Origin of the sequence: Bradyrhizobium nivariense (genome assembly GCF_029846695.2) — a bacterium.
GTDB lineage: Bacteria > Pseudomonadota > Alphaproteobacteria > Rhizobiales > Xanthobacteraceae > Bradyrhizobium.
Genome location: NZ_JARWCR020000002.1, coordinates 161,711 through 182,701, shown reverse-complemented (window position 1 = coordinate 182,701; position 20,991 = coordinate 161,711). Strand labels below are relative to the sequence as shown.

The following is a 20,991-nucleotide window of genomic DNA, read 5'->3' as shown; positions in this document are numbered from 1 at the left end:
GGTCAGATCCGCTCGATGTCGTGGGTGCCGAACAGGCCGTAGGGCTTGATCATCAGCACGATGATGAGGACGTAGAACGGCGCGATCTCATAGAGATTGCCCCAGTGCAGATACTCGCTGTCGACATATTGCGCGATGTTCTCGAGTAGCCCGATGATGATGCCGCCGAGCACGGCGCCGCCGACGGAATCGAGCCCGCCGAGGATCGCCGCCGGAAACACTTTGATGCCGTAGGCGGCAAGGCCCGAGGATACGCCGTTCACGACCGCGACCACGACGCCCGCGACCGCCGACACCGTAGCCGAGATCGCCCACGCCATCGCGAACACGCTTTTGACGGAAATGCCGAGCGACTGCGCCACCTGCTGGTTGAACGCGGTGGCGCGCATCGCAAGGCCGTACTTTGACGCGCGGAAGAACCAGGCCATGCCGATCATCATCGCGACCGAGACCACGAGGCTCATGACATAGACGGTCTGGATCTGGAGCCCGAACAGGCTGACGGACTGGCTCTCGAATACGCGCGGGAACGGCTGCGGATTGACGCCGAACATCCATTTCAGCGTCGCCTGCAGCACGGTGGACAGGCCGATCGTGACCATGATGACCGAGATGATGGGTTCGCCGATCATCGGCCGCAGGATCAGGACCTGCACCGCGATGCCGAACACGAACATGAACACGAGCGTCATCGGCATGCCGATCCAGAACGGCACCTGGTATTTCGCGAGCAACGTCCAGCACACCCAGGCTCCGACCAGCAAGAGCTCGCCCTGCGCGAAATTGACGACCTGGGTGGCCTTGTAGATCAGCACAAACGACATCGCGACCACGCCATAGAGTGTGCCGACCACAAGGCCGTTGACCAGGAGCTGGATGAGGAAGGCGGTGTTCATGTGATATGCTGTCCTTCGCCTCTCCCCGCCTGCGCAGGAGAGGGTTCATCGATTGGCAACGCGCTCTGTGTCGGAAGCGTGCTCACTCCGCGGCCTCCGCCAGATGCCCCGGTCCGGCCAGATCCACCACCCGCAGCGTCGTCCGCACCCTTTGCGTGGTGCCGTCCTGGAAACGGATCACGGTGTCGACGGGGATGTCGGCGTCGCCGCGGTAGATCGCGTCGATGATGCCTTCGTATTTTTCGTTGATGACACTGCGGCGCACTTTTCGCGTGCGGGTGAGCTCGCCGTCGTCGGCGTCGAGCTCCTTGTAGAGCAGCAGGAAGCGGGAGATGCGCTGCGCCGGCGGCAGCGTGACGTTGACGGTCTCGACCTCCTTGCGGAGCAGTGCGTAGACCTCGGGCCGCGAGGCGAGGTCGCTGTAGGTCGTGAACGAGAGCCGGTTCTTCTCCGCCCATTTGGAGATGATGGAGTAGCGGATGCAGATCATCGCCGCGAGCGCGTCGCGGCCAGCGCCAAGCACCACGGCTTCCGCGATATAAGGCGAGAATTTCAGCTTGTTCTCGATGAATTGCGGCGAGAAGCGCTCGCCGCGCGAGGTCTCGGCGAGATCCTTGATGCGATCGATGACCACGAGCTGCTTGTTGTCGTTGAAATAGCCGGCGTCACCGGACAGCATCCAGCCTTCCCGGATGTCGGCGACGCTCGCCTCCGGGTTCTTGTAGTAACCGAGGAACATGTGGGGATGCCGCACCACGATCTCGCCGACGCCGTGAATGTCGGCGTTGTCGATGCGGATTTCGACGCTGTCGGCCATCGGCACGCCGGTGGTGTCAGGATCGACCTTACCCTCGGGATGCAGCGTGTAGGCTCCGAGCAATTCCGTCTGGCCGTAGAGCGTGCGCAGCGGTACGCCCATGGCCTGGAAGAACTTGAAGGTCTCGGGGCCGAGTGCCGCGCCGCCGGTCGCGGCCGAACGTAGGCGGGTGAAGCCGAGGCGGTCGCGCAGCGCGCGGAACAGGATCGCGTCGGCAAAGCCGGAGGGCTTGCCTTGTTCGAGCGCGGCAAGCCCGCTCTTCATACCGATATCGAACAGCCGCTGCTTGAACGGCGTTGCGTCCATCACCTTGGCGCGGACGTCGGCGGCGATCGATTCCCAGACCCGGGGGGCGAAGAGCACGAATGTCGGCGCGATCTCGCGCAGATCGTTCATCATGGTGTCGGGCTCTTCGACGAAGTTGATCTTCATCCGGCACAAGAGGCCTTTGCCGAGCACATAGACCTGTTCCATGATCCAGGGCAGCGGCAGCACCGAGACGTATTCGTCGTCCGGCCCTTTAGGGTCGAAGGCGAGATAGGTCGCGCAATGGCCGAGCACGCGGCCGGCGGCGAGCATCGCAAGTTTTGGATGCGAGGTGGTGCCTGACGTCGTGCAGAGGATAGCGACGTCCTCGCCCTTGGTCGCGTCGACCAGCCGATCGTAAAGTTCCGGTTCGCGCGTAGCCCGCGCCCGGCCGAGCTCGGTAAATTTCTCTGCCGACATCAAACGCGGATCGTCATATTTCCGCATGCCGCGCGGGTCGGAATAGATGATGTGCTTCAGCCTCGGCACACGCTCGGCAAGCACAAGCAGCTTGTCGACCTGCTCCTCGTCCTCGGCGAAGACGAGTTGGGCTTCACCGTAGTTGAGCAGATAGGAGGCCTCTTCATCCAGCACGTCGCGATAGAGCCCGAGGCTCAATCCACCAACCGCATGGGTGGCGATTTCCGCCGCGACCCAGTCCGGCCGGTTGTCGCCGATGATGCCGATGACATCCTCGCGCCCCAGGCCCAGTTCGACGAGGCCGAGCGCGAAGTCGCGCACCCGCGTCTGGTAGTCGTTCCAGGTGAACGGGCGCCACAGCCCGAGATCCTTCTCGCGCAGCGCGATCTCATTGCCGTACTCCTTCGCGTTGAGCCGGAGCATTTTTGGGTAGGTGTCGGCCTGCGCGACGCGCCCTGCGTAATCCATCATGCCGCGCTCTCCTGCGCCGGCGGAGCATCGTCCGGATCGACCAGCACCTCGTCCTCCTCGCCGAGATAGGCGCGCCTGACGTGGGGATCGGCGAGCACGGCGGCCGGATCGCCCTCGGCGATCTTGCGGCCGAAATCCAGCACCATGACGCGGTGGGAGATATCCATCACCACGCCCATGTCGTGCTCGATCATCACCACCGTCATCCCGAACTCCTCGTTGAGATCGACGATGTAGCGGGCCATGTCCTCCTTCTCCTCGAAGTTCATGCCGGCCATCGGCTCGTCGAGGAGAATGAGGCGCGGCTCCAGCGCCATGGCGCGCGCAAGCTCCACGCGCTTGCGCAGGCCATAGGAGAGGGTGCCGGCCTGCGCTTTTCGTACCGATTGGAGGTCGAGGAAGTCGATGATCTCTTCGACCTTGCGGCGGTGCTCGAGCTCTTCCTTGCGTGCGCCAGTGAGCCAGTACAGCGAGCCCGTGAGGAAATTGTTCTTCAGGAGGTGATGGCGGCCGACCATGATGTTGTCGAGCACGCTCATATGGTGGAACAGCGCCAGGTTCTGGAAGGTGCGGCCGATGCCGAGCGAAGCGCGCGCGTTGGGCGTCAGGCCGGTGATGTCGCGGCCCTGGTAGAACAGCTGGCCTTCGGTCGGCTTGTAGCGGCCGGAAATACAGTTCACGATCGAGGTCTTGCCGGCGCCGTTGGGGCCGATGATCGAGAACAGCTCGCCCTCCCTGATGGCGAAGCCGACATCGGTCAACGCACGAACGCCACCGAATCGCAAGGACACGCCGCGCACTTCAAGACTGGTAGCCACCAAACAAATCCCTCCCGGTGATGGCGCATTCAGTGGCGCTCTTCGTCCGTTCCTGTCGGGCGATCCTAGTACGGCCGTGCCGGTGAGGCCATGCAGCAGATGGTCTCGACCGGAGCCGCGCCACTCTCATTCCTTTTGGGATCAAAAGCCGCATCGTCCGAGGTGGTCCTCAATAGGGGAAAGCGCTATTTTGAAATGTCTCCCGCCTGACAATTCTGCGACAAAGTTTTTCGGGCGGGAGCAGCCTCCATCTTTCGTCGGATGGTGGTCGAAACCGTCATGCTGCAATGCAGCAGAGCAAGGAGTGACGAACGGTGCGGCTGGCTTCGGGATCATGATTTCAGAGGATCAACTGAAGCGAGTCGCTGCCTGGTCGCGCGAGCTCACCGAAAGGGAGATCGAGGTCGCGCGTACCGGGATCACCGAGCGCTCCTACGGCACCGGCGAGACCGTGTTCATGCGCGGCGACACGTTCGACTATTGGGCCGGCATGGTCTTTGGGCTTGCCCGGATGGGCGGGGTCTCGCGCGACGGCAAGGAGACGAGTCTTGCCGGGCTGACGGCAGGGGCCTGGTTCGGCGAAGGCAGCGTGCTCAAGAACGAGCCGCGCCGCTATGACGTGGTCGCGCTGCGCAACAGCCGCGTCGCACTGATGGAACGTAGCGCCTTCATGTGGCTGTTCGAGAACAGCGTTGGCTTCAACCGCTTCCTGGTGCGCCAGCTTAACGAGCGGCTCGGCCAGTTCATCGGCATGCTCGAGGTCAACCGCACGCTGGATGCTACCGCGCGGCTTGCCCGCAGCATCGCCTCGCTGTTCAATCCGATCCTCTATCCGGAATCCACCGCGCATCTGGAGATCACCCAGGAGGAGATCGGCGCGCTCTCCGGAATGTCCCGCCAGAATGCCAACCGCGCGCTGAACCGGCTCGAGAAAGAGGGGTTGCTCCGGTTGGAGTATGGTGGCGTGACTATTTTGGATATCGAACGGCTAAGGGGATACGGGGAGGAGTGAAGCTGCGTTCGCGGCCGCAACTGCGAGCGCCGCAACCCACCGCTTGCTCTTCCGGCGCGACGAGCCCATCCTTGCCGGGATCCTGGCCTATTTGGCCGGGTCCAGCAGACCGCGCCATCGCGGCTCCCGCGGGGTCTCGACCCATGAACTGCTCTTGTTGCGGTTCCGAGGTTCAGAGCGGCTTTGCTTTCTGCCCGAAGTGCGGCACGAAGCAGCCGAACGCGTGCCCCGGTTGCGGCCATGCCTGCGCACCGGATTTCGCGTATTGCCCAAAATGCGGCGCCCTCGTCAGTGAGGCCTCCAAGACCGACGGGCTGGCATCAATGCAGGCGAGCCGCGTGACATTCCCGATCCGGGCCTCCTCGCCACCGCTGGCGCCGACGGCCGACTCCCAATACGCATTTCGACCGCAGCCGGACAAGATCGACAGCGAAGCCAACCGCCGCACCATCACCGTGCTGTTTGCCGATCTCAGCGGCTTCACGACGATGAGCGAGCGGCTCGACCCCGAGGTCGTGCAGACGCTTCAGAACGAATTGTTCGAGGAACTGACGGCAGCGGTACAAAACTTTGGCGGCTTCGTGGACAAGTTCATCGGCGATGCGCTGCTTGCGCTGTTCGGTGCGCCGGCTGCGCACGAAGACGACCCCGAGCGGGCGGTTCGGGCTGCCCTTGACATGATCAGCCGGACGGCGCGCCTCGGCGAACATGCGAAGGCGTACGCCGGCTCACCGCTCCTGCTCCATATCGGCATCAACACCGGGCACGTGGTTGCGGGCGGACTTGGTGTGGGCGCTGCCAAATCCTATTCGGTGACCGGAGACACGGTGAATACAGCGCAACGATTGCAGTCGATGGCTCCCCCCGGCGATGTGTTCGTGGGGCCGCTGACCTGCCGCCTGACCCGGCACGCGTTCTCGTATGAATCCCTCGGCGAGGTTGCGCTCAAGGGCAAGATGGGCAGTGTCCTGGTCCATCGCTTGACGGGGCCGCTCGAGACACCGCGTGCCGCACGAGGCCTCGACACGCTTGGCCTCAGCGCCCCAATGATCGGCCGCGACGCCGAGCTTGCCCGCTTGGTCGGCAGCCTTGACCGGGCCTGTGGCGGCGCGGCGCAACTGGTAAGGCTGGTCGGCGAAGCCGGCATCGGCAAAACGCGTCTGGTGGACGAATTCGTCACACGCGCCGGCGACGAGGACCGCTTCACGGGCGTGGCGATCCGGCGCGCGGTCTGCTCGCCGCTGGGCGAACAATCCTACGGCACCCTCGCCGCCGTGCTGCGCAGCGCTTACGGCATCGCACCGAAGGCCACTGTTGCGGAGGCCAAGGCCAAGTTGGTTACCGCGCTGTCGGAGCTTGGCCTCTCGGCCGAAGAAGCCGACCGCCTGATGCCCCTCTATGTCCACGTTCTTGGCCTCGGCGATCCCGACGCCGTGTTGCAGCATGTCGAGCCCGAACAGCTCCGCCGGCAGATATTCTTTGCGATCCGCACCGTCTTCGAGCGGCGCCTGATCCTGTCGCCGCTTCTGATCATTGTCGAGGATCTGCACTGGGCCGATGCCGTGTCTCTTGAAGCGCTGCGATTCCTGATGGACCGGCTGGAGCGTACACGTCTGATGCTGTTGTTTACGCATCGACCCATGCTGGAACTGGATCAATTCGGTTCGGGTCGGATCAGCCATACAACCCTTCGATTGCTTCCGCTCAGTGATGCTGACGGACAAAGGCTGCTCGCGGCCTACTTCAGCCACGGCTGGAGTGAACCGCCGGGAAATCTGTTCAGTCGAATCCTTGAGCGCGCGGGCGGCAATCCGCTCTTCTTTGAGGAAATCATCCGTGGTCTCATCGAAGCTGGCGCCTTGGGGCGTGACGGCTCACGGTGGCGGATCAAGTCGGATGAAGCCGCCGCCGATATCCCGGCAAGCATTCAGGCCCTGTTACTGGCGCGCCTGGACCGGCTGCCGCATGAAGTACGCCGGTTGGCCCAGGAGGCCGCGGTGATCGGCCCGCGTTTTGATGCGGCTCTTCTCGGTGCGACGGCATCCGAGCGGACGAAGGTGGAAGCGGGGCTCGAACTCCTGTGCGATGCCGAGATTGTCGAGGAGGTCGCGGGCGCGAACCCGATCTCGCTGCGATCCTATCGCTTTACGCAAACCATGCTTCAGGACGTGATCTATCAAAACCTGCTCTTGCAGCGCCGGATCGAGCTCCATGGACGGATTGGTGCCGCGCTGGAGCGGCTCTATGGCAACGAGCCCGAGCGGCTCGAAGACCTCATCCTGCTCGGACATCATTTCAGTCTGAGCGCGAGCAAGCCGAAAGGTGCGCGTTATCTGCGCGCGGCCGGCGATCGCGCCCGCGCGACCTATGCCAATGACGATGCCATCCGCTTCTACCAGCAGGCGCTCGCCGTGTTGTTGGCCGGCGGGGAACGGGAGCCCGAACGCCTGGTTCTGTACGAGCGGATCGCGGAGCTGTGTGCCGCGGCAGGCCGGAGAATCACTGCCGAGGAGCACTACCAGAGTGCACTGGAAGGTCATCGCAATGCGAAGGACCGCATCGGCGAAGCGCGAATTCTCCGCAAGCTTGGCCGATTGTTGTGGGACGCCGGCAAGCGGATCAAGGCAGAGGCGCATTACGCCGAGGCGGCCGAGCTGCTTGGAGGGGCCGACGCGCCCATCGAGTGGGCGCATCTGCTGCAAGAGCGCGGCCGTCTCGCGTTTCGCACGGGCGATCACGTGGCCGCCGCGAGATGGGCGGACGAGGCGCTTGGCTATGCCCGATGCGTGCCGGCGGACGCCGACAGGCAAGCCCGACTCGAGGCGGCGCGCGCCATTGCGGAGGCGCTCAACACCAAGGGGGTTGCACTGGCGCGGCTTGGACGACACCAGGAGGCGGTGCGCGAGGTGGAGCAAAGTGTCGCAGCAGCCGAGGCCGCCGGTCTCCTCAACGTGACCTGCCGCGGCTACACCAATCTCGGTGTGCTCTACACGATTGTCGACCCGGCGAAAGCCGTGGAGGTTTGCCGGCGCGGACTCGATGTCGCGCGTCGGATCGGCGATCTCGGGTTCCAGGCGCGCCTTCTTGCCAATTTTGCCGTTGCCTGTTGCACCTTCACGGACAAATGCACCGAGGAGGGGGTGCCGGCTGCCGAAAAGGCGATCGAAATCGACCGTGCGCTAGATCAGCGCGAGCATCTCTCCGTGCCCTTGATCGTGCTCGGGCAAATCCATCAATGCCATTTCCGGCCCGATCAGGCCGCCCGCTGCTACAATGAGGCCATCGAGGTCGCGAGCGAAACCGGCGAGCCGCAGCAGCTCTTTCCGTGCTACGATGGTCTCGCGACGCTGAACCTTGATCGCGGCAACATGCCCGAGGCCGAGCGGTATTTCGCACTGGCGGATGACGTCTGCACCAGGCACGGGCTTGATCCCGCTGGATTGATCGTACTGCCATTTCTTGACTAGGCCATGTGAAGGAGTTCAATCATGTCAGAACGTCATGTCGATGGACTGCTCCAACCGGGTGATCGCGCACCGAACATCGTGCTGGACGCCATCACGCGCGAAGGGAAGATCGCGCTCGAGGATTTTCGCGGGCAGAGTCCGATATTGGTCGGCCTGTTTCGGGGCCTGCACTGCCCGTTCTGCCGCCGCCATATTGCGGCACAGGCGCAGCTTGATACGGCTCTGCGCGACAAGGGTGTCGAAAGTCTTACGGTCGTCAATACGCCGATCGAGCGTGCGCGGCTCTACTTCCGCTATCATCCATTGCCCAATCTGCTCGCCGCGTCCGATCCCGAGCGGGTCTCGCACCGCGCATTCGGCCTACCCAATCTAGAGTTCACGGAGAAGGAAACCGAATGGCCGCGCAAAGTGGGCATGGACGTGGTCATGAGCATGCAAGTCGACATTCCCGGCGAATTGTCCGGGCCGATGAATCGTTTGGCGGCTGCCGAGCAGCTCAACAACAAGGATGGCTACCAGATGATGGAAGCCGATCAGCGCATGGCGGCAACCGGCCAGGGCCAGCTGTTTGGCCAGTTCTTGCTCGATCGGGAAGGGATCGTGCGCTGGACCTTTACCGAGGTTCCTGAAGGCGGCCAGCGCATGTTCGGCATGCCGAGCCCGCAGGAGTTGATGTCGGCCGCCTCGCAGGTGGCAGGCTAAGCATCGTTGCTTGGTTGGCGGCGCAAATGCTGCGCTCAACGCGCTGCAATCCGCGGCTTCCTCTCCGCCGGCGCTGTTGCCATCGCGGAGATCGGTGGCCGCGTGACATGCGCATCAGTTTGAACCACGGCCATTCCTGCTCATGACATTGCAATGACCCAGGGCGCACAATGACCAACATCCAGGAGCGGCTCCTCGAAAGCAAGATGACCGAGATTGAGCAGGCCCGATCCTGGAGCCCACGCGTGATCTCGAAATTTGAAACGCTCATCAGGAGCGGTGACGATCTCTCCCTCTACCGGATCAACCCTCTTGCGTTCGCGCGTGATCGGACCATCACCGAGGCGGAAAGCATCGACCTGTTTCTCCACGCGACAAGGAGTGGGTTGTTCGAGATGAGTTGGGACGTTGTTTGTCCCCAATCCGGCATGGTGCTCGACAGCTTTGGCGCTCTGCGCACCCTGAAGACCCATTACGTTTGCGGCCTATGCGACGTCAGCGGTGAAACCGACCTCGACGATTTCATTGAGGTTACGTTTACGGTCTCGCCGCAACTCCGGCGGCTTCCATTTCATGATCCTCATTCCCTCTCGGTCGAGGATTTCCACTGGAAGCTTCGTTTCTTGGGCGACGCGCGCTTGCCCGGCCAGCAGGTCCGATTTCTCGATTTCCTGCAGGGATTGGTTCGCGGACTCGCGTTCTTGCCGCCCGGCTCGACCACCACTCTTCGCGCCGAGCTCGGTCCCGGTGCCCTGGCCGGCGTCAACGTCCAAACGCAGGCTGCATTCCTGGTCTCGGTCGCAGGCGAACCCGCAACTGCGCCGACCGTCCTGCGAGTCCGATATGATGGGCGGCGTTTTTCGCCTTCTCTGTCCGCCGTCCCACCGGGCCCCATTGTGATCGACGTGGAGAACTCCGGCGCAGTGCGTGGCTCATTGCTCCTGATCAATTGGCCGGCCGAAGTCCTGGCCCAGACGACCAAGCCTGCGCTCGAGTTCGAACCGTATATGTCCGGAGGCATGTTGCTTGCGCGGCATACCTTCCGCCGCCTGTTCCGCTCGGAACGCGTCGACGAGCGGGAAGGCCTGGGCATCCGGCAGGTAACCTTGCTGTTCACGGATCTCAAGGGTTCGACCGCAATGTACGAGCGTCTCGGCGATCTGAATGCCTATGCCCTGGTCCGCGAGCTTTTTGCCTTGCTGGGAGCGACCGTCCAGGAGCATTCGGGCGCCATCGTCAAAACGATCGGAGACGCCGTGATGGCGGTCTTCTCCCGCCCGACAGACGCGGTCTCCGCGGCGCTGCATATGCTCGGAGAAATAGAACGCTACAACAGCGAGCACGGTGATCCGAGCATCATCCTCAAGATCGGAGCGCATTGTGGTCCGTCGATTGCCGTGACCCTCAACGAAAATCTGGACTACTTCGGGCAGACTGTGAATGTTGCGGCGCGCGTGCAAGCGCTGGCCGATGCCGGCGAAATCTGTGTCTCGGAAGCGCTTTATTCGGCGCCGGGCGTCAGCGGTCTCCTCGCCGGTCACGCCGTCATTGAGTTCGATGCACCTCTCCGCGGCGTCGAAGGAAATGCGTGCGTGTATCGTGTCGTGCGTGGATAGAATCCTGCTCCCGCACGACCCTGCTGAAGATTTTCACTTTACCGACACTTTCGGCTTCTTCTCCGCCAGCGCCACGGCCATCGCCGAGATCAGCGGGCGCATGAAATAGGCGTCCTCCGCCGGCACGATGTCGGGTTGCAGGCCATGCGCCGCGAGTTCGCCTGAGACCGCAGGTCCGACCGACGCGATCAGCGTGCGCTCGAGTCCTGCGCGCAGCTTCGCCTCGCTGCCGTGGGCCTTCGCGGCTTCGATCAGCCGGCGGACCTGGCCGAGATTGGTCAGCGCGATGGAATCGATCCGCCCTTCGGCCATGTCGTCGATGGCGGTGACGATGCTGGTGTCCGCAGCCTTTGGATCGTAGACGTAAGGCAACACCGTATCGACCTCGGCGCCTTGCGCCGAGAGCGCGCCGATCAGCGCTCCGTGGTCCTTGTCCGGATAAAGCTGCAAGCCGAGGCGCCGCCCCTTCAGGTCGAGCTTCGCTAGCATCTCGATCACGCCTTCGGTTGTCGGCTTCTCTGTGGTCTGCTGCGCCTCCAGCCCAACCTCGCGCAGCGCCTTGCCGGGCTTTGGCCCGCGGGTGAATTTTCGCGACTTGGCGAGTGCCGCGACAAAGGCCTGGTCGGACCCGCACTCGCGTGCGAGCTTCATGATCCGCCGCAGCCCTTCGCCGGTCATCAGCACGAGATCGTCGAAGGGCCTGTCGATGGCGCGGCGGATCCAGGCCTCGACCGGGGCGGGGTCCGGTGCATCCTGGATGGTGAACATCGGGCACTGCACGACCTCGGCGCCTTGCTCGGCCAGCAGCTTCGAAAACTGCGCCTCCTCGCGCGTTTCCAGGATCAGGATGCGGTAGCCGTTCAAGCGGTCGGCCATGGGTGTGCTCCGGTGATAAATCGCAATGGTACGTTCATCCTGACTCTGTGGCCGGGATTGGCGCAAGGTGGGGTCGGTGATAGAGCAGGGCGCAAATCGCGGTCGTTCCTCAGCCGCTGCCCAAACCTTCATCAAGGCCCATGCCCGATCATCAATATGTCCTGACCCTGTCCTGTCCGGATCGTCCCGGCATCGTCTCGGCGGTGTCGACCTTCCTGGCCCATAACGGACAGAACATTCTCGACGCCCAGCAGTTCGACGACGTCGAGACCAAGAAGTTCTTCATGCGGGTGGTGTTCACCGCGGCCGATCTCGCCGTGGAGCTGTCGGCGCTCCAGACCGGCTTCGCCGCGATAGCCGAGCGTTTCGGCATGGAATGGCAGATGCGCGACCGCGCCGCGCATCGCAAGGTGATGCTGCTGGTGTCGAAATCCGACCACTGCCTGGTCGACATCCTCTATCGCTGGCGCACCGGCGAGCTGCCGATGAATTTGGCTGCAATCGTCTCCAATCATCCGCGCGAGGTCTATGCCGGGCTCGATTTCGGCGGGGTCCCGTTCCACTATCTGCCTGTCACGAAAGAGACCAAGCGCGAGCAGGAGGCGCAGATACTGGACCTCGTCGCCAAGACCGGGGCCGATCTCGTCGTGCTCGCCCGCTACATGCAGATATTGTCCGACGATCTCTCGGCGAATCTGTCGGGACGCTGCATCAACATCCATCACTCGTTCCTGCCGGGTTTCAAGGGCGCAAAACCCTATCACCAAGCCCATGAGCGCGGCGTCAAGCTGATCGGTGCCACCGCGCATTACGTCACGCGCGACCTCGACGAAGGCCCGATCATCGACCAGGACGTCGAGCGCATCAGCCATCGCGACACGCCCGAGGATCTCGTCCGTAAGGGCCGCGACATCGAGCGCCGCGTGCTGGCGCGTGCGATCCGCCACCACCTCGACGACCGCGTCATCCTCAACGGCCGCAAGACCGTGGTGTTCATGGATTGATGTTGCTTCACCTCTCCCCGCAGGCGGCGGGGGACGCGACCTAACGCACCGCGGTGCCGGACGCCGAGCCCGTTGCGCCCTTCTGCGCCTGCTCTTCCTTTTCGCGATCGGCCGCCGGCAACAGCCGCTTGCGCTCGCGCTCCTTCATGTAGGCATCGTATTGCGGCGTGCCGGCCCGCGGCGGGGCGTCCGACGGCAAGCCCCCAGCCCATTGCGGGACATAGTCGCCCATTCCGGATGAGAGCTTTTCGTTGACGGTGCCGCAGCCGGACAGCCCCGCGGAGAGCGCGAGGAGGATCAGGAGGGAACGGAAGGATTTGGGCATTGTACGGGCGCGCGCGAGGTCAGTCGTGTTGGACGCCGGGTCAGGCTGGCGCCGGGAGAGTAGCCTTCAACAGGGTAAAATAGACTTATTCGAGGTAGGTAATTAGCTACCGAGTCGTGCCGGCCCAGGCCTCTCCGATGTTCAAAATCTGCAAATGAAAGACGAAATCCTCCATCCACTCCGCTGGCCGCGTTTCTAGACTGTGGTGAGGGCTCGCGACAAAGCGGCTTGGTCGCGAGCGGGCTTTTTCGTTGACAGGTCCATTTTATTTGTACAATCGTACAAATGACGGTGACCGCGATCGTGATGCCCGGGTTACCCCGCCGTAACCCCGACATCGCTTCCTGCTGTCGGCAATCGGAACGCTCGGCTTGCGCCGAATGGTCGCCAAACGTCCGATTGACAATAAGGGCGCGAAAGACGCCATGTGGCGCGCGACATCACGCGTGCGTGAGCTAGTATTAAGGCAAGGACCGGGCACTCGGTCCGGCGCACAAGAGATCAGGAATGAAGGGGAGGGACGTCTGATGTTCGAACGCAACCAACTGTCTCATAAGGCTGCTTGGGCCGCTGCCGTTGCGGCGGTCGCGGGCCTTGCGGCCGTCGTGCCGGCCAAGGCCGAAGACAGTGTCAAGGTCGGTCTGATCCTGCCGATGACCGGCGGCCAGGCCTCGACTGGCAAGCAGATCGAGAACGCGATCAAGCTCTACATGCAGCAGAAGGGCGACACCGTCGCCGGCAAGAAGATCGAGATCATCCTCAAGGACGACGGCGCGGTGCCGGACAAGACCAAGACGGCCGCGCAGGAGCTGATCGTCAACGACAAGGTCAATTTCATCGCCGGCTTTGGCGTGACGCCGGCCGCCCTCGCGGCCGCGCCGCTCGCCACGCAGGCCAAGATCCCGGAAGTCGTGATGGCGGCCGGCACCTCCATCATCACCGAGCGCTCGCCCTATATCGTGCGCACCAGCTTCACGCTGGCGCAGTCCTCCACCATCATCGCCGACTGGGCGGTGAAAAACGGCATCAAGAAGGTGGCGACGCTGACCTCGGACTATGCGCCGGGCAATGATGCGCTCAACTTCTTCAAGCAGAACTTCACCGCCGGCGGCGGCGAGGTGGTCGAGGAGGTGAAGACGCCGCTCGCCAATCCCGATTTCGCACCGTTCCTCCAGCGCATGAAGGACGCAAAACCCGACGCGATCTTCGTGTTCGTACCGGCTGGCCAGGGCGGCAACTTCATGAAACAATATGCCGAGCGTGGCCTCGACAAGGCCGGCATCAAGGTGATCGGACCCGGCGACGTCACCGACGACGACCTCCTCAACAACATGGGCGACGCCGTGCTCGGCACGGTCACCGCTCACCTCTATTCCGCGGCGCATCCCTCGCAGATGAACAAGGATTTTGTCGCGGCTTACAAGAAGGCCTTCGGCACCCGTCCGGGCTTCATGGCGGTGAGCGGTTATGATGGCATTCACCTCATCTACGAAGCCCTGAAGAAGACCAATGGCGACACCGACGGCACCAAGCTGGTCGAGGCCATGAAGGGCCAGAAGTGGGAGAGCCCGCGCGGCCCGATCTCGATCGATCCCGAGACCCGCGACATCGTGCAGAACATCTACATCCGCAAGGTCGAGAAGGTCGACGGCGAGCTCTACAATGTCGAGTTCGCGACTTTCGAGGCCGTCAAGGATCTCGGCAAGACCAAGAAGTGACGCGCGAAAGCGCGTCATCCCCCGAGCGCGCATTAGCGCGCATCGGGGATCTCGCCCGCCACTCTCGTCATGCCCGGGCTTGACCGGGGCATCCACGCGAGGGCCGAACCAAGAACGTGGATGGCCGGGACAAGTCCGGCCATGACGATAACTCTAAGCTGAGACGATGACCTCAATCCTCACCAACCTGTTCGATGGCGTTGCCTACGGCATGCTGCTGTTCGTGCTGGCCTGCGGGCTCGCGGTCACGCTCGGCCTGATGAACTTCGTCAACCTCGCCCATGGCGCCTTCGCAATGGCGGGCGGCTATGTCTGCATGGTGCTGGTCAATCGGATGGGCTGGCCATTCTTCGCCGCACTGCCGCTTGCCTTCGTCTCCTCTGCTGCGATCGGCATCGTGCTCGAGCGCACGCTGTACCGACACCTCTATGCGCGAAGTCATCTCGACCAGGTGCTGTTCACCATCGGCCTGACGTTCATGTCGGTCGCGGCCGTCGATTACATCCAGGGTTCGTCGCGGGTCTTCATCAACCTGCCGGCTGCGCTCCAGGGCCAGTTCGACGTGTTCGGCGTCGGCATCGGCCGCTATCGGCTGATGATCATCGTGATCTGCGGGCTGCTCACCATCGGTCTCCAGATGGTGCTGGCCAAGACGCGGTTCGGCAGCCGCCTGCGCGCCGCGGTCGATGATCCCCGTGCCGCGAGCGGCCTCGGCATCAACGTGCCGCAGGTGTTCGCCTTTACATTTGCCTTCGGTTGCGGGCTCGCCGGCCTTGGTGGCGCGCTGAGCGCCGAGATCCTCGGCCTCGACCCGTACTTTCCGCTGAAGTTCATGATCTACTTCCTGATCGTGGTCACCGTCGGCGGCTCGTCCTCGATCACTGGGCCATTTCTGGCCTCGCTTCTGCTCGGCATCGGCGACGTCGCCGGCAAATATTACGTGCCGAAGATGGGACCTTTTGTGATCTACACCATGATGATCGTGATCCTGATCTGGCGCCCGAACGGCCTGTTCGGCCGCACGGCCGCGCGTTGAGTTCGCTGATGAGCGCTTCCTCCGACGTCGGCTACCACGCCCAGCGCCAGGCACGTTGGCACTATGGCGAGGCCGCTTTCTGGCTGATCGTACTGGCCTGCGGCTTCGCATTTCCCACGCGCTACCTGATCATGACCGACATCCTGCGGCTGGCGCTGTTTGCGATGTCGCTCGATCTCGTCCTCGGCTATGCCGGCATCGTCTCGCTCGGCCATGCCGCCTTCTTCGGCGTCGGCGCCTACGCGGCGGGGCTTCTTGCGCTGCACGGGATCATCAACGAGCCCGTGCTGGCGCTTGTCGTCGCCGGCCTTGTCGCGATGGTGCTCGGCTTTGCCACCAGCTTCCTGGTGATCCGCGGCGTCGATCTGACGCGGCTGATGGTGACGCTCGGCATCGCGTTGCTGCTGGAAGCGCTGGCCGAACGCTTCTCCAACATCACCGGCGGCACCGACGGGCTGCAAGGCATCGAGATGCAGCCGATCTTTGGTGAGATCCCGTTCGACATGTTCGGCAAGACCGGCTTCTTCTATTCGCTCGCCGTGCTGTTCCTGTTGTTCCTGTTCGCCCGCCGCGTCGTGCATTCCCCGTTCGGGCTGTCATTGCGCGCGATCAAGAACAATCCGCTGCGCGCGGCCGCGATCGGCATCCCCGTCAACCGCCGCCTGATCGCGATCTACACGCTCGCGGCGTTCTATGCCGGCATCGCAGGCGCGCTATTCACCCAAACCACCGCGATCGCCTCGCTCGACGTGTTCGCCTTCGAGCGCTCGGCGGATCTGATGCTGGTGCTCGTCATCGGCGGCACCGGCTATCTCTATGGCGGGCTGGTCGGCGCGGTGCTGTTTCGCATGCTCCAGGAGTTATTCTCCACCATCACCCCGCAATACTGGCAGTTCTGGATCGGCCTCGTGCTGGTCGTGATCGTGCTGGTCGGCCGCCAGCGCCTGCATCGCTGGGTGCTGTATGTGCCCAATCTGGTCATCAGGCAGATAGCCGGGCGCAAGGCCGTCGTCGCCGTGCCGGAGAACGACGCATGACCATCGCGCTCGAAACCCAAAACCTCGAAAAGCAGTTCGGCGGTCTGCGCGTCACCCGTGATCTGTCCTTGAAGATCGAGCAGGGCGCCCGCCACGCGCTGATCGGTCCGAACGGCGCCGGCAAGACCACGGTGATCAACCAGCTCACCGGCGTGCTGAAGCCGAACTCTGGCCGCATCCTGCTCGAAGGCCAGGACATCACGGATCTGCCCGTGCACAAGCGCGTGTTGCGCGGCCTGTCGCGCACCTTCCAGATCAACCAGCTCTATCCCGACCTGACCCCGCTCGAGACCATCGGTCTCGCGGTTTCCGAGCGCCTCGGCCATGGCGGCGACTGGTGGCGGCGGATGGGCACGCGCAGCGACGTCAACGGCGAGATCGCCGACCTCCTGACGCGTTTCCACCTGCTCGACGTCATAAACGAACAGACCGTGACGCTGCCTTACGGCAAGCAGCGCCTGCTCGAGATCGCGGTCGCGATCGCCGCCAAGCCGCGCGTGCTGCTGCTGGACGAGCCCGCCGCCGGCGTGCCCGAGAGCGAACGCCACGACATTCTCGCCGTCGTCGGCAGCCTGCCGCGCGACGTCACGGTGCTGCTGATCGAGCACGACATGGACCTCGTGTTCTCCTTCGCCGACCGCATCTCTGTCCTGGTCTCCGGCGCGCTGCTCACCGAAGGCCCGCCCGAGCAGGTCGCGCGCGATCCGCAGGTCAAGGCGGTCTATCTCGGCGAGGAGGCGGTCAATGTCTGACCTGCTCGCGATCGACTCGCTTCGCGCCGGCTACGGCGAGGCAGTGGTGCTGCCGAATATCAGCCTGCGCCTCGCCGAGGGGCAGGTGCTGGCACTGTTGGGGCGCAATGGCACCGGCAAGACCACGCTGATCAACTCGATCGTCGGCGTGACCCGCCGCTTCTCCGGCACTGTCGGGCTGGCCGGTACCGACGTCACGACCTTGCGGCCCGACCAGCGCGCGCGCGCCGGCATCGGCTGGGTGCCGCAGGAGCGCAACATCTTCCGCTCGCTCACGGTGGAAGAGAACATGACCGCGGTGGCCCAGTCCGGTCCCTGGACCGTCGAGAGGGTCTACGAGATGTTCCCGCGGCTGAAGGAGCGGCGGAGCAACTTTGGCAACCAGCTCTCCGGCGGTGAGCAGCAGATGCTGGCGATCGGCCGCGCGCTGACCCTCAACCCGAAAGTGCTTCTCCTGGACGAGCCGACCGAGGGCCTTGCCCCCATCATCGTCGAGGAGCTCTTGAAGGCGATCGGGACCATCACCCGGGCGGGCGGGATCTGCTCGATCATCGTCGAGCAGAATGCCCAAAAGATTCTGGGGCTGGCCGACCGTGTTGTGATATTGGAGCGCGGAACGATCGTCCACGACGCCCCGAGCGCCGCGCTGAAGGCCGACCCGTCGGTCCTGGAGCGCCATCTTGGCGTCGCCGGAGCGGCCGCCCACTAGAAACTCCCGGGAGTTAAAAGAAATGCAGCGAACCAAAGCCCCCTTCCGCGCCGACGAGGTCGGCAGCCTCCTGCGCCCCGCCAAGATCAAGGAAGCCCGCGCCAGGCTGGAGAAGGGCGAGATCTCGGCCGACGATCTGCGCAAGATCGAGGACATGGAGATCGAGAAGGTCGTGCACAAGCAGGCCTCGATCGGCCTGAAGCTCGCAACCGACGGTGAATTCCGCCGCTCCTGGTGGCATTTCGACTTCCTGGCCAAGCTCACCGGTTGCGAAATGTTCCACCCCGACACGGGCATCCAGTTTGCGGGCGTCGAGACACGGCATGACGCGGTGCGGGTGATCGGCAAGCTCGACTTTCCCGACGACCATCCGATGCTGGATCACTTCCGCTTCCTGAAGAAGGTCACCGACCAGGCCCACGTCACCGCCAAGATGACGATCCCGTCGCCGGCGGTGCTGCACTTCCGCGGTGGCCGCAAGGCGATCTCCAAGGACGTCTATCCCGATCTCGACGCCTTCTACGAGGACCTTGGCAAGACCTATCGCAAGGCCGTGAAGGCGTTCTACGACGCCGGCTGCCGCTATCTCCAGTTCGACGACACCGTGTGGGCCTATCTCTGCTCGCCGGACGAATTGCAGAAGGCGCGCGAGCGCGGCGACAATCCCGAGGGCCTCCAGCAGATCTACGCGCGCGTCATCAACTACGCGCTGGCCGAGAAGCCCGCCGACATGGTGGTGACGACGCATGTCTGCCGCGGCAATTTCCGTTCGACCTGGATTTCTTCAGGCGGCTACGAGCCCGTGGCCGAGACCATGCTCGCCGGCACCAATTACGACGGCTATTTCCTCGAATACGACAGCGACCGCGCCGGTGGCTTCGAGCCGCTGCGCTTCCTGCCCAAGGGCAACAAGGTCATCGTGGTCGGGGTCATCACCTCGAAGTTCGGCGAGCTCGAGAACAAGGACGCGATCAAGCGCCGTCTCGAAGAAGCCGCCAAGTTCGCCCCGCTGGAGCAGCTTGCACTCTCCCCGCAGTGCGGTTTTGCTTCGACGGAGGAGGGCAACGTCCTCTCCGAAGAGGAGCAGTGGGCCAAGCTCAGCCTTGCGGTCGAGATCGCGAAGGAAGTGTGGGGCAACTAAGTTGCCACGTGGCTGCTGTCATGCCCCGCGAAGGCGGGGCATCCAGTACGCCGTGGCTTCTCGGTGAATCACTGACGTCTTGGAGTGCTGGATCGCCCGGTCAAGCCGGGCGATGACACCTGTGGGCGTCGAGCACCAAGCGCGGCGAGCTTAACTACGGCGCCGACCGCATCATCGGCCCCAGCATCTCGTGGACGTCATAGGTCATGACCGCGAGCAGGGCTGCGAGTGCCAGATACGCGCCGCCATATTCGAGCTTGGTCTGGAGCGGCACGCCGTAATAGGCGACGTTTTCCGGCGCGTGAGGATCGTAGCGCCACGCGCTGATCAGTTGCGGGGCCGCCAGGATCGCCACGATGAGGAGCATCGGGCTTGGCCTATAAAGCATCAGTGCAACCAGGATCGGCACGCCGACGAACCAGATCCGCGGGCTGAGGACGGCCGTCACCCGGCCGCCGTCGAGCGGCGAGATCGGCAGCAGGTTGAAGAGATTTAGGAACAGCCCGGCATAGGAGATCGCGAGCAAGAGCCCGCTGTCTTCCGATCTCGCCCAGAGATACACCGCCAGCGCGGCGACGGTGCCGACCACCGGGCCCGCGATCGCCACATAGGCTTCCGTCTCGACGTCGATCGGCCTATCCTTGAGCGCAATCCACGCACCGACGAACGGAATGAAGGCCGGCGCGCCGACATCGAGGCCGCGCTGCCGCGCGGCGACGTAGTGCCCCATCTCGTGCGCGAACAGCAGCGCGATGAATCCCGCCGCATAGCGCCAGCCCCATATCGTCGCGTAGACCGCGAGCGACAGCAGCATGGTGCCGCCGCTGGTGGCGAGCTTTCCCCATTTCAGGCCGGAGAACAGCAGCAGAAAGAGAGTCTTCATGCCGCGCCGCCGGCCGAATCGTCCCGCGGCTTACGACGGAAGAATTTCATAGCGCCGGCACCGAACACGGCCGCGCCGATGAAAATCGCCTTGGCGAATTTGAGCACGAAGGCGAGCAGCACGGCAAGCAGGCCGAGCTTCTTCGCCGCGACGCCGCCGACCAGCGCGAGCAATCCGTATTCGGCGATGCGATCGGTCGAGGCGCTGAAGTCCTCGTAGCGCTTGCCGGATTGATAGGAGAGGTTGGCGAGCAGCTCGTGGGCCGCCGCCTTGTCGGTCGCGATCCGCGTGGAGTCGGAAAGAAGATTCAGGCTGAAATAGCCTTCGCGTCCCAGCGCGTAGGTGTTGTAGTTGACGTCTTTGCGGACGTCATCCGGTGCGCCCTTGTCCTTGCCGAGAACCGACCACACCAGGCGGTGCGACACGGCATCATATTTCGGCGGCTCGATCCAGCCGATCACTTCCATCTCGGGAAATCCGCGCGCGGCACGATCCTTGTTAGACTCGTCGACGCCCTCCTTGAGATTCTTCAGCAGGTCATCGGCATTCCAATCCTTGGCGGCGTCATCCTTGATGTAACCTTCCTTGATGTAGTTGACGACGACCAGCCACCGATCGTTCTGCCGGGTGCCGAGGACAAGACCGACAAAATTCGCATCGTGAGCCGTGTTGCCGAGTGCGCGCATGACCCGCGCCCCTTCGGCCTTCGGCACGAAGAAGTCGCCGGCCGGGATTTTCAAACTTGCCTGGTCGATCAGGGGAACGTCAGCGGGACCGGCGGTGCCAGCATTGCCGGCCGCCTGCCACGCAGCGGCCAGTTCGGCCTTCCGCGCCGCTTCGCTGGACGGAGCCCCTTGAGAAAAGCCGGGTTGCGCCCCGAATATGGCAAGCAGGATCACGCCAACGGCGGCAATGAACTTTCTCACGAAATCCCCCAGCAACCAGTCCACTGATGTTCGATGTTACCGGGCATCTTAAGATAACG

General features: G+C 63.6%; 18 protein-coding genes. 11 read left to right on the top strand and 7 right to left on the bottom strand.

Annotated elements, in window-relative coordinates:
* Positions 1 to 2: 2 nt before the first annotated feature.
* The 3 genes from QCM77_RS02745 to QCM77_RS02735 form a co-directional block, all read right to left on the bottom strand.
* On the bottom strand, positions 3 to 896 hold the full coding sequence (locus QCM77_RS02745; RefSeq protein WP_279663068.1) for a branched-chain amino acid ABC transporter permease: 894 nt from the start codon (positions 894 to 896) through the stop codon (positions 3 to 5).
* 82 nt (positions 897 to 978) lie between these two features.
* Positions 979 to 2,910 carry a long-chain fatty acid--CoA ligase gene (locus QCM77_RS02740; RefSeq protein ID WP_279681862.1) on the bottom strand — a complete coding sequence of 644 codons (1,932 nt, stop codon included), beginning with the start codon at positions 2,908 to 2,910 and terminating at the stop codon, positions 979 to 981.
* Positions 2,907 to 3,728: an ABC transporter ATP-binding protein gene (locus QCM77_RS02735; RefSeq protein ID WP_027519023.1), complete on the bottom strand. Its 822-nt coding sequence runs from the start codon at positions 3,726 to 3,728 to the stop codon at positions 2,907 to 2,909. Before QCM77_RS02735 ends, QCM77_RS02740 begins: the two co-directional genes overlap by 4 nt.
* Before the next feature lie 334 nt (positions 3,729 to 4,062).
* On the opposite strand from QCM77_RS02735, the gene QCM77_RS02730 reads away from it, so the two are divergent.
* The 4 genes from QCM77_RS02730 (at position 4,063) to QCM77_RS02715 (ending at position 10,525) form a co-directional block, all read left to right on the top strand.
* Positions 4,063 to 4,740, top strand: coding sequence for a Crp/Fnr family transcriptional regulator (locus tag QCM77_RS02730; protein ID WP_279682070.1), 678 nt, complete (start codon positions 4,063 to 4,065; stop codon positions 4,738 to 4,740).
* 143 nt (positions 4,741 to 4,883) lie between these two features.
* Positions 4,884 to 8,207 carry an adenylate/guanylate cyclase domain-containing protein gene (locus tag QCM77_RS02725; protein WP_279682069.1) on the top strand — a complete coding sequence of 1,108 codons (3,324 nt, stop codon included), beginning with the start codon at positions 4,884 to 4,886 and terminating at the stop codon, positions 8,205 to 8,207.
* Between the two features lie 21 nt (positions 8,208 to 8,228).
* Complete coding sequence (locus tag QCM77_RS02720) at positions 8,229 to 8,909, top strand: redoxin domain-containing protein (RefSeq protein ID WP_279663073.1); 681 nt, start codon at positions 8,229 to 8,231, stop codon at positions 8,907 to 8,909.
* Between the two features lie 170 nt (positions 8,910 to 9,079).
* Positions 9,080 to 10,525 (top strand): adenylate/guanylate cyclase domain-containing protein, encoded by a 1,446-nt coding sequence (locus tag QCM77_RS02715; RefSeq protein ID WP_279663074.1) that lies wholly within the window; start codon positions 9,080 to 9,082, stop codon positions 10,523 to 10,525.
* Between the two features lie 33 nt (positions 10,526 to 10,558).
* On the opposite strand, the gene QCM77_RS02710 is transcribed toward QCM77_RS02715, so the two are convergent.
* Positions 10,559 to 11,401 (bottom strand): uroporphyrinogen-III synthase, encoded by an 843-nt coding sequence (locus QCM77_RS02710; protein ID WP_279681861.1) that lies wholly within the window; start codon positions 11,399 to 11,401, stop codon positions 10,559 to 10,561.
* Between the two features lie 140 nt (positions 11,402 to 11,541).
* Here QCM77_RS02710 and purU point away from each other — a divergent pair, with 140 nt between their 5' ends.
* Positions 11,542 to 12,405: a formyltetrahydrofolate deformylase gene (purU, locus tag QCM77_RS02705; RefSeq protein ID WP_279681859.1), complete on the top strand. Its 864-nt coding sequence runs from the start codon at positions 11,542 to 11,544 to the stop codon at positions 12,403 to 12,405.
* A gap of 40 nt (positions 12,406 to 12,445) precedes the next feature.
* On the opposite strand, the gene QCM77_RS02700 is transcribed toward purU, so the two are convergent.
* The gene (locus QCM77_RS02700; RefSeq protein ID WP_279681857.1) at positions 12,446 to 12,730 is read right to left on the bottom strand and encodes a hypothetical protein; all 285 of its coding nucleotides are present in this window, start codon (positions 12,728 to 12,730) and stop codon (positions 12,446 to 12,448) included.
* 527 nt (positions 12,731 to 13,257) lie between these two features.
* On the opposite strand from QCM77_RS02700, the gene QCM77_RS02695 reads away from it, so the two are divergent.
* From QCM77_RS02695 to QCM77_RS02670, 6 genes are all read left to right on the top strand, one after another.
* Entirely contained in the window at positions 13,258 to 14,448 is a 1,191-nt protein-coding gene (locus QCM77_RS02695; RefSeq protein WP_279663079.1) for an ABC transporter substrate-binding protein, read from the top strand.
* A 166-nt stretch (positions 14,449 to 14,614) separates the two neighbouring features.
* Complete coding sequence (locus QCM77_RS02690; protein WP_007612509.1) at positions 14,615 to 15,484, top strand: branched-chain amino acid ABC transporter permease; 870 nt, start codon at positions 14,615 to 14,617, stop codon at positions 15,482 to 15,484.
* Positions 15,485 to 15,492: 8 nt separating this feature from the next.
* On the top strand, positions 15,493 to 16,521 hold the full coding sequence (locus QCM77_RS02685) for a branched-chain amino acid ABC transporter permease (RefSeq protein ID WP_279681856.1): 1,029 nt from the start codon (positions 15,493 to 15,495) through the stop codon (positions 16,519 to 16,521).
* A complete protein-coding gene (locus QCM77_RS02680; protein WP_279681855.1) occupies positions 16,518 to 17,273 on the top strand; it encodes an ABC transporter ATP-binding protein in 756 nt (251 codons plus the stop codon). Before QCM77_RS02685 ends, QCM77_RS02680 begins: the two co-directional genes overlap by 4 nt.
* A complete protein-coding gene (locus QCM77_RS02675) occupies positions 17,266 to 17,982 on the top strand; it encodes an ABC transporter ATP-binding protein (RefSeq protein WP_279663083.1) in 717 nt (238 codons plus the stop codon). The genes QCM77_RS02680 and QCM77_RS02675 overlap by 8 nt, the downstream gene beginning before the upstream one ends.
* 22 nt (positions 17,983 to 18,004) lie before the next feature.
* Entirely contained in the window at positions 18,005 to 19,123 is a 1,119-nt protein-coding gene (locus QCM77_RS02670) for a cobalamin-independent methionine synthase II family protein (RefSeq protein ID WP_279681853.1), read from the top strand.
* A gap of 154 nt (positions 19,124 to 19,277) precedes the next feature.
* Here QCM77_RS02670 and QCM77_RS02665 read toward each other — a convergent pair whose 3' ends face one another.
* Both QCM77_RS02665 and QCM77_RS02660 read right to left on the bottom strand, forming a co-directional pair.
* The gene (locus QCM77_RS02665) at positions 19,278 to 20,006 is read right to left on the bottom strand and encodes a site-2 protease family protein (protein WP_279681852.1); all 729 of its coding nucleotides are present in this window, start codon (positions 20,004 to 20,006) and stop codon (positions 19,278 to 19,280) included.
* Positions 20,003 to 20,932: a DUF2167 domain-containing protein gene (locus tag QCM77_RS02660; protein WP_279681850.1), complete on the bottom strand. Its 930-nt coding sequence runs from the start codon at positions 20,930 to 20,932 to the stop codon at positions 20,003 to 20,005. Before QCM77_RS02660 ends, QCM77_RS02665 begins: the two co-directional genes overlap by 4 nt.
* Positions 20,933 to 20,991: the final 59 nt, after the last annotated feature.

What these genes read in the sequence shown, in the direction of transcription:
- QCM77_RS02745 (WP_279663068.1), bottom strand. Translation starts at nt 896, where the DNA reads ATGAACACCGCCTTCCTCATCCAGCTCCTGGTCAACGGCCTTGTGGTC.
- QCM77_RS02740 (WP_279681862.1), bottom strand. Translation starts at nt 2,910, where the DNA reads ATGATGGATTACGCAGGGCGCGTCGCGCAGGCCGACACCTACCCAAAA.
- QCM77_RS02730 (WP_279682070.1), top strand. Translation starts at nt 4,063, where the DNA reads ATGATTTCAGAGGATCAACTGAAGCGAGTCGCTGCCTGGTCGCGCGAG.
- QCM77_RS02725 (WP_279682069.1), top strand. Translation starts at nt 4,884, where the DNA reads ATGAACTGCTCTTGTTGCGGTTCCGAGGTTCAGAGCGGCTTTGCTTTC.
- QCM77_RS02720 (WP_279663073.1), top strand. Translation starts at nt 8,229, where the DNA reads ATGTCAGAACGTCATGTCGATGGACTGCTCCAACCGGGTGATCGCGCA.
- QCM77_RS02715 (WP_279663074.1), top strand. Translation starts at nt 9,080, where the DNA reads ATGACCAACATCCAGGAGCGGCTCCTCGAAAGCAAGATGACCGAGATT.
- QCM77_RS02710 (WP_279681861.1), bottom strand. Translation starts at nt 11,401, where the DNA reads ATGGCCGACCGCTTGAACGGCTACCGCATCCTGATCCTGGAAACGCGC.
- purU (WP_279681859.1), top strand. Translation starts at nt 11,542, where the DNA reads ATGCCCGATCATCAATATGTCCTGACCCTGTCCTGTCCGGATCGTCCC.
- QCM77_RS02700 (WP_279681857.1), bottom strand. Translation starts at nt 12,730, where the DNA reads ATGCCCAAATCCTTCCGTTCCCTCCTGATCCTCCTCGCGCTCTCCGCG.
- QCM77_RS02695 (WP_279663079.1), top strand. Translation starts at nt 13,258, where the DNA reads ATGTTCGAACGCAACCAACTGTCTCATAAGGCTGCTTGGGCCGCTGCC.
- QCM77_RS02690 (WP_007612509.1), top strand. Translation starts at nt 14,615, where the DNA reads ATGACCTCAATCCTCACCAACCTGTTCGATGGCGTTGCCTACGGCATG.
- QCM77_RS02685 (WP_279681856.1), top strand. Translation starts at nt 15,493, where the DNA reads ATGAGCGCTTCCTCCGACGTCGGCTACCACGCCCAGCGCCAGGCACGT.
- QCM77_RS02680 (WP_279681855.1), top strand. Translation starts at nt 16,518, where the DNA reads ATGACCATCGCGCTCGAAACCCAAAACCTCGAAAAGCAGTTCGGCGGT.
- QCM77_RS02675 (WP_279663083.1), top strand. Translation starts at nt 17,266, where the DNA reads ATGTCTGACCTGCTCGCGATCGACTCGCTTCGCGCCGGCTACGGCGAG.
- QCM77_RS02670 (WP_279681853.1), top strand. Translation starts at nt 18,005, where the DNA reads ATGCAGCGAACCAAAGCCCCCTTCCGCGCCGACGAGGTCGGCAGCCTC.
- QCM77_RS02665 (WP_279681852.1), bottom strand. Translation starts at nt 20,006, where the DNA reads ATGAAGACTCTCTTTCTGCTGCTGTTCTCCGGCCTGAAATGGGGAAAG.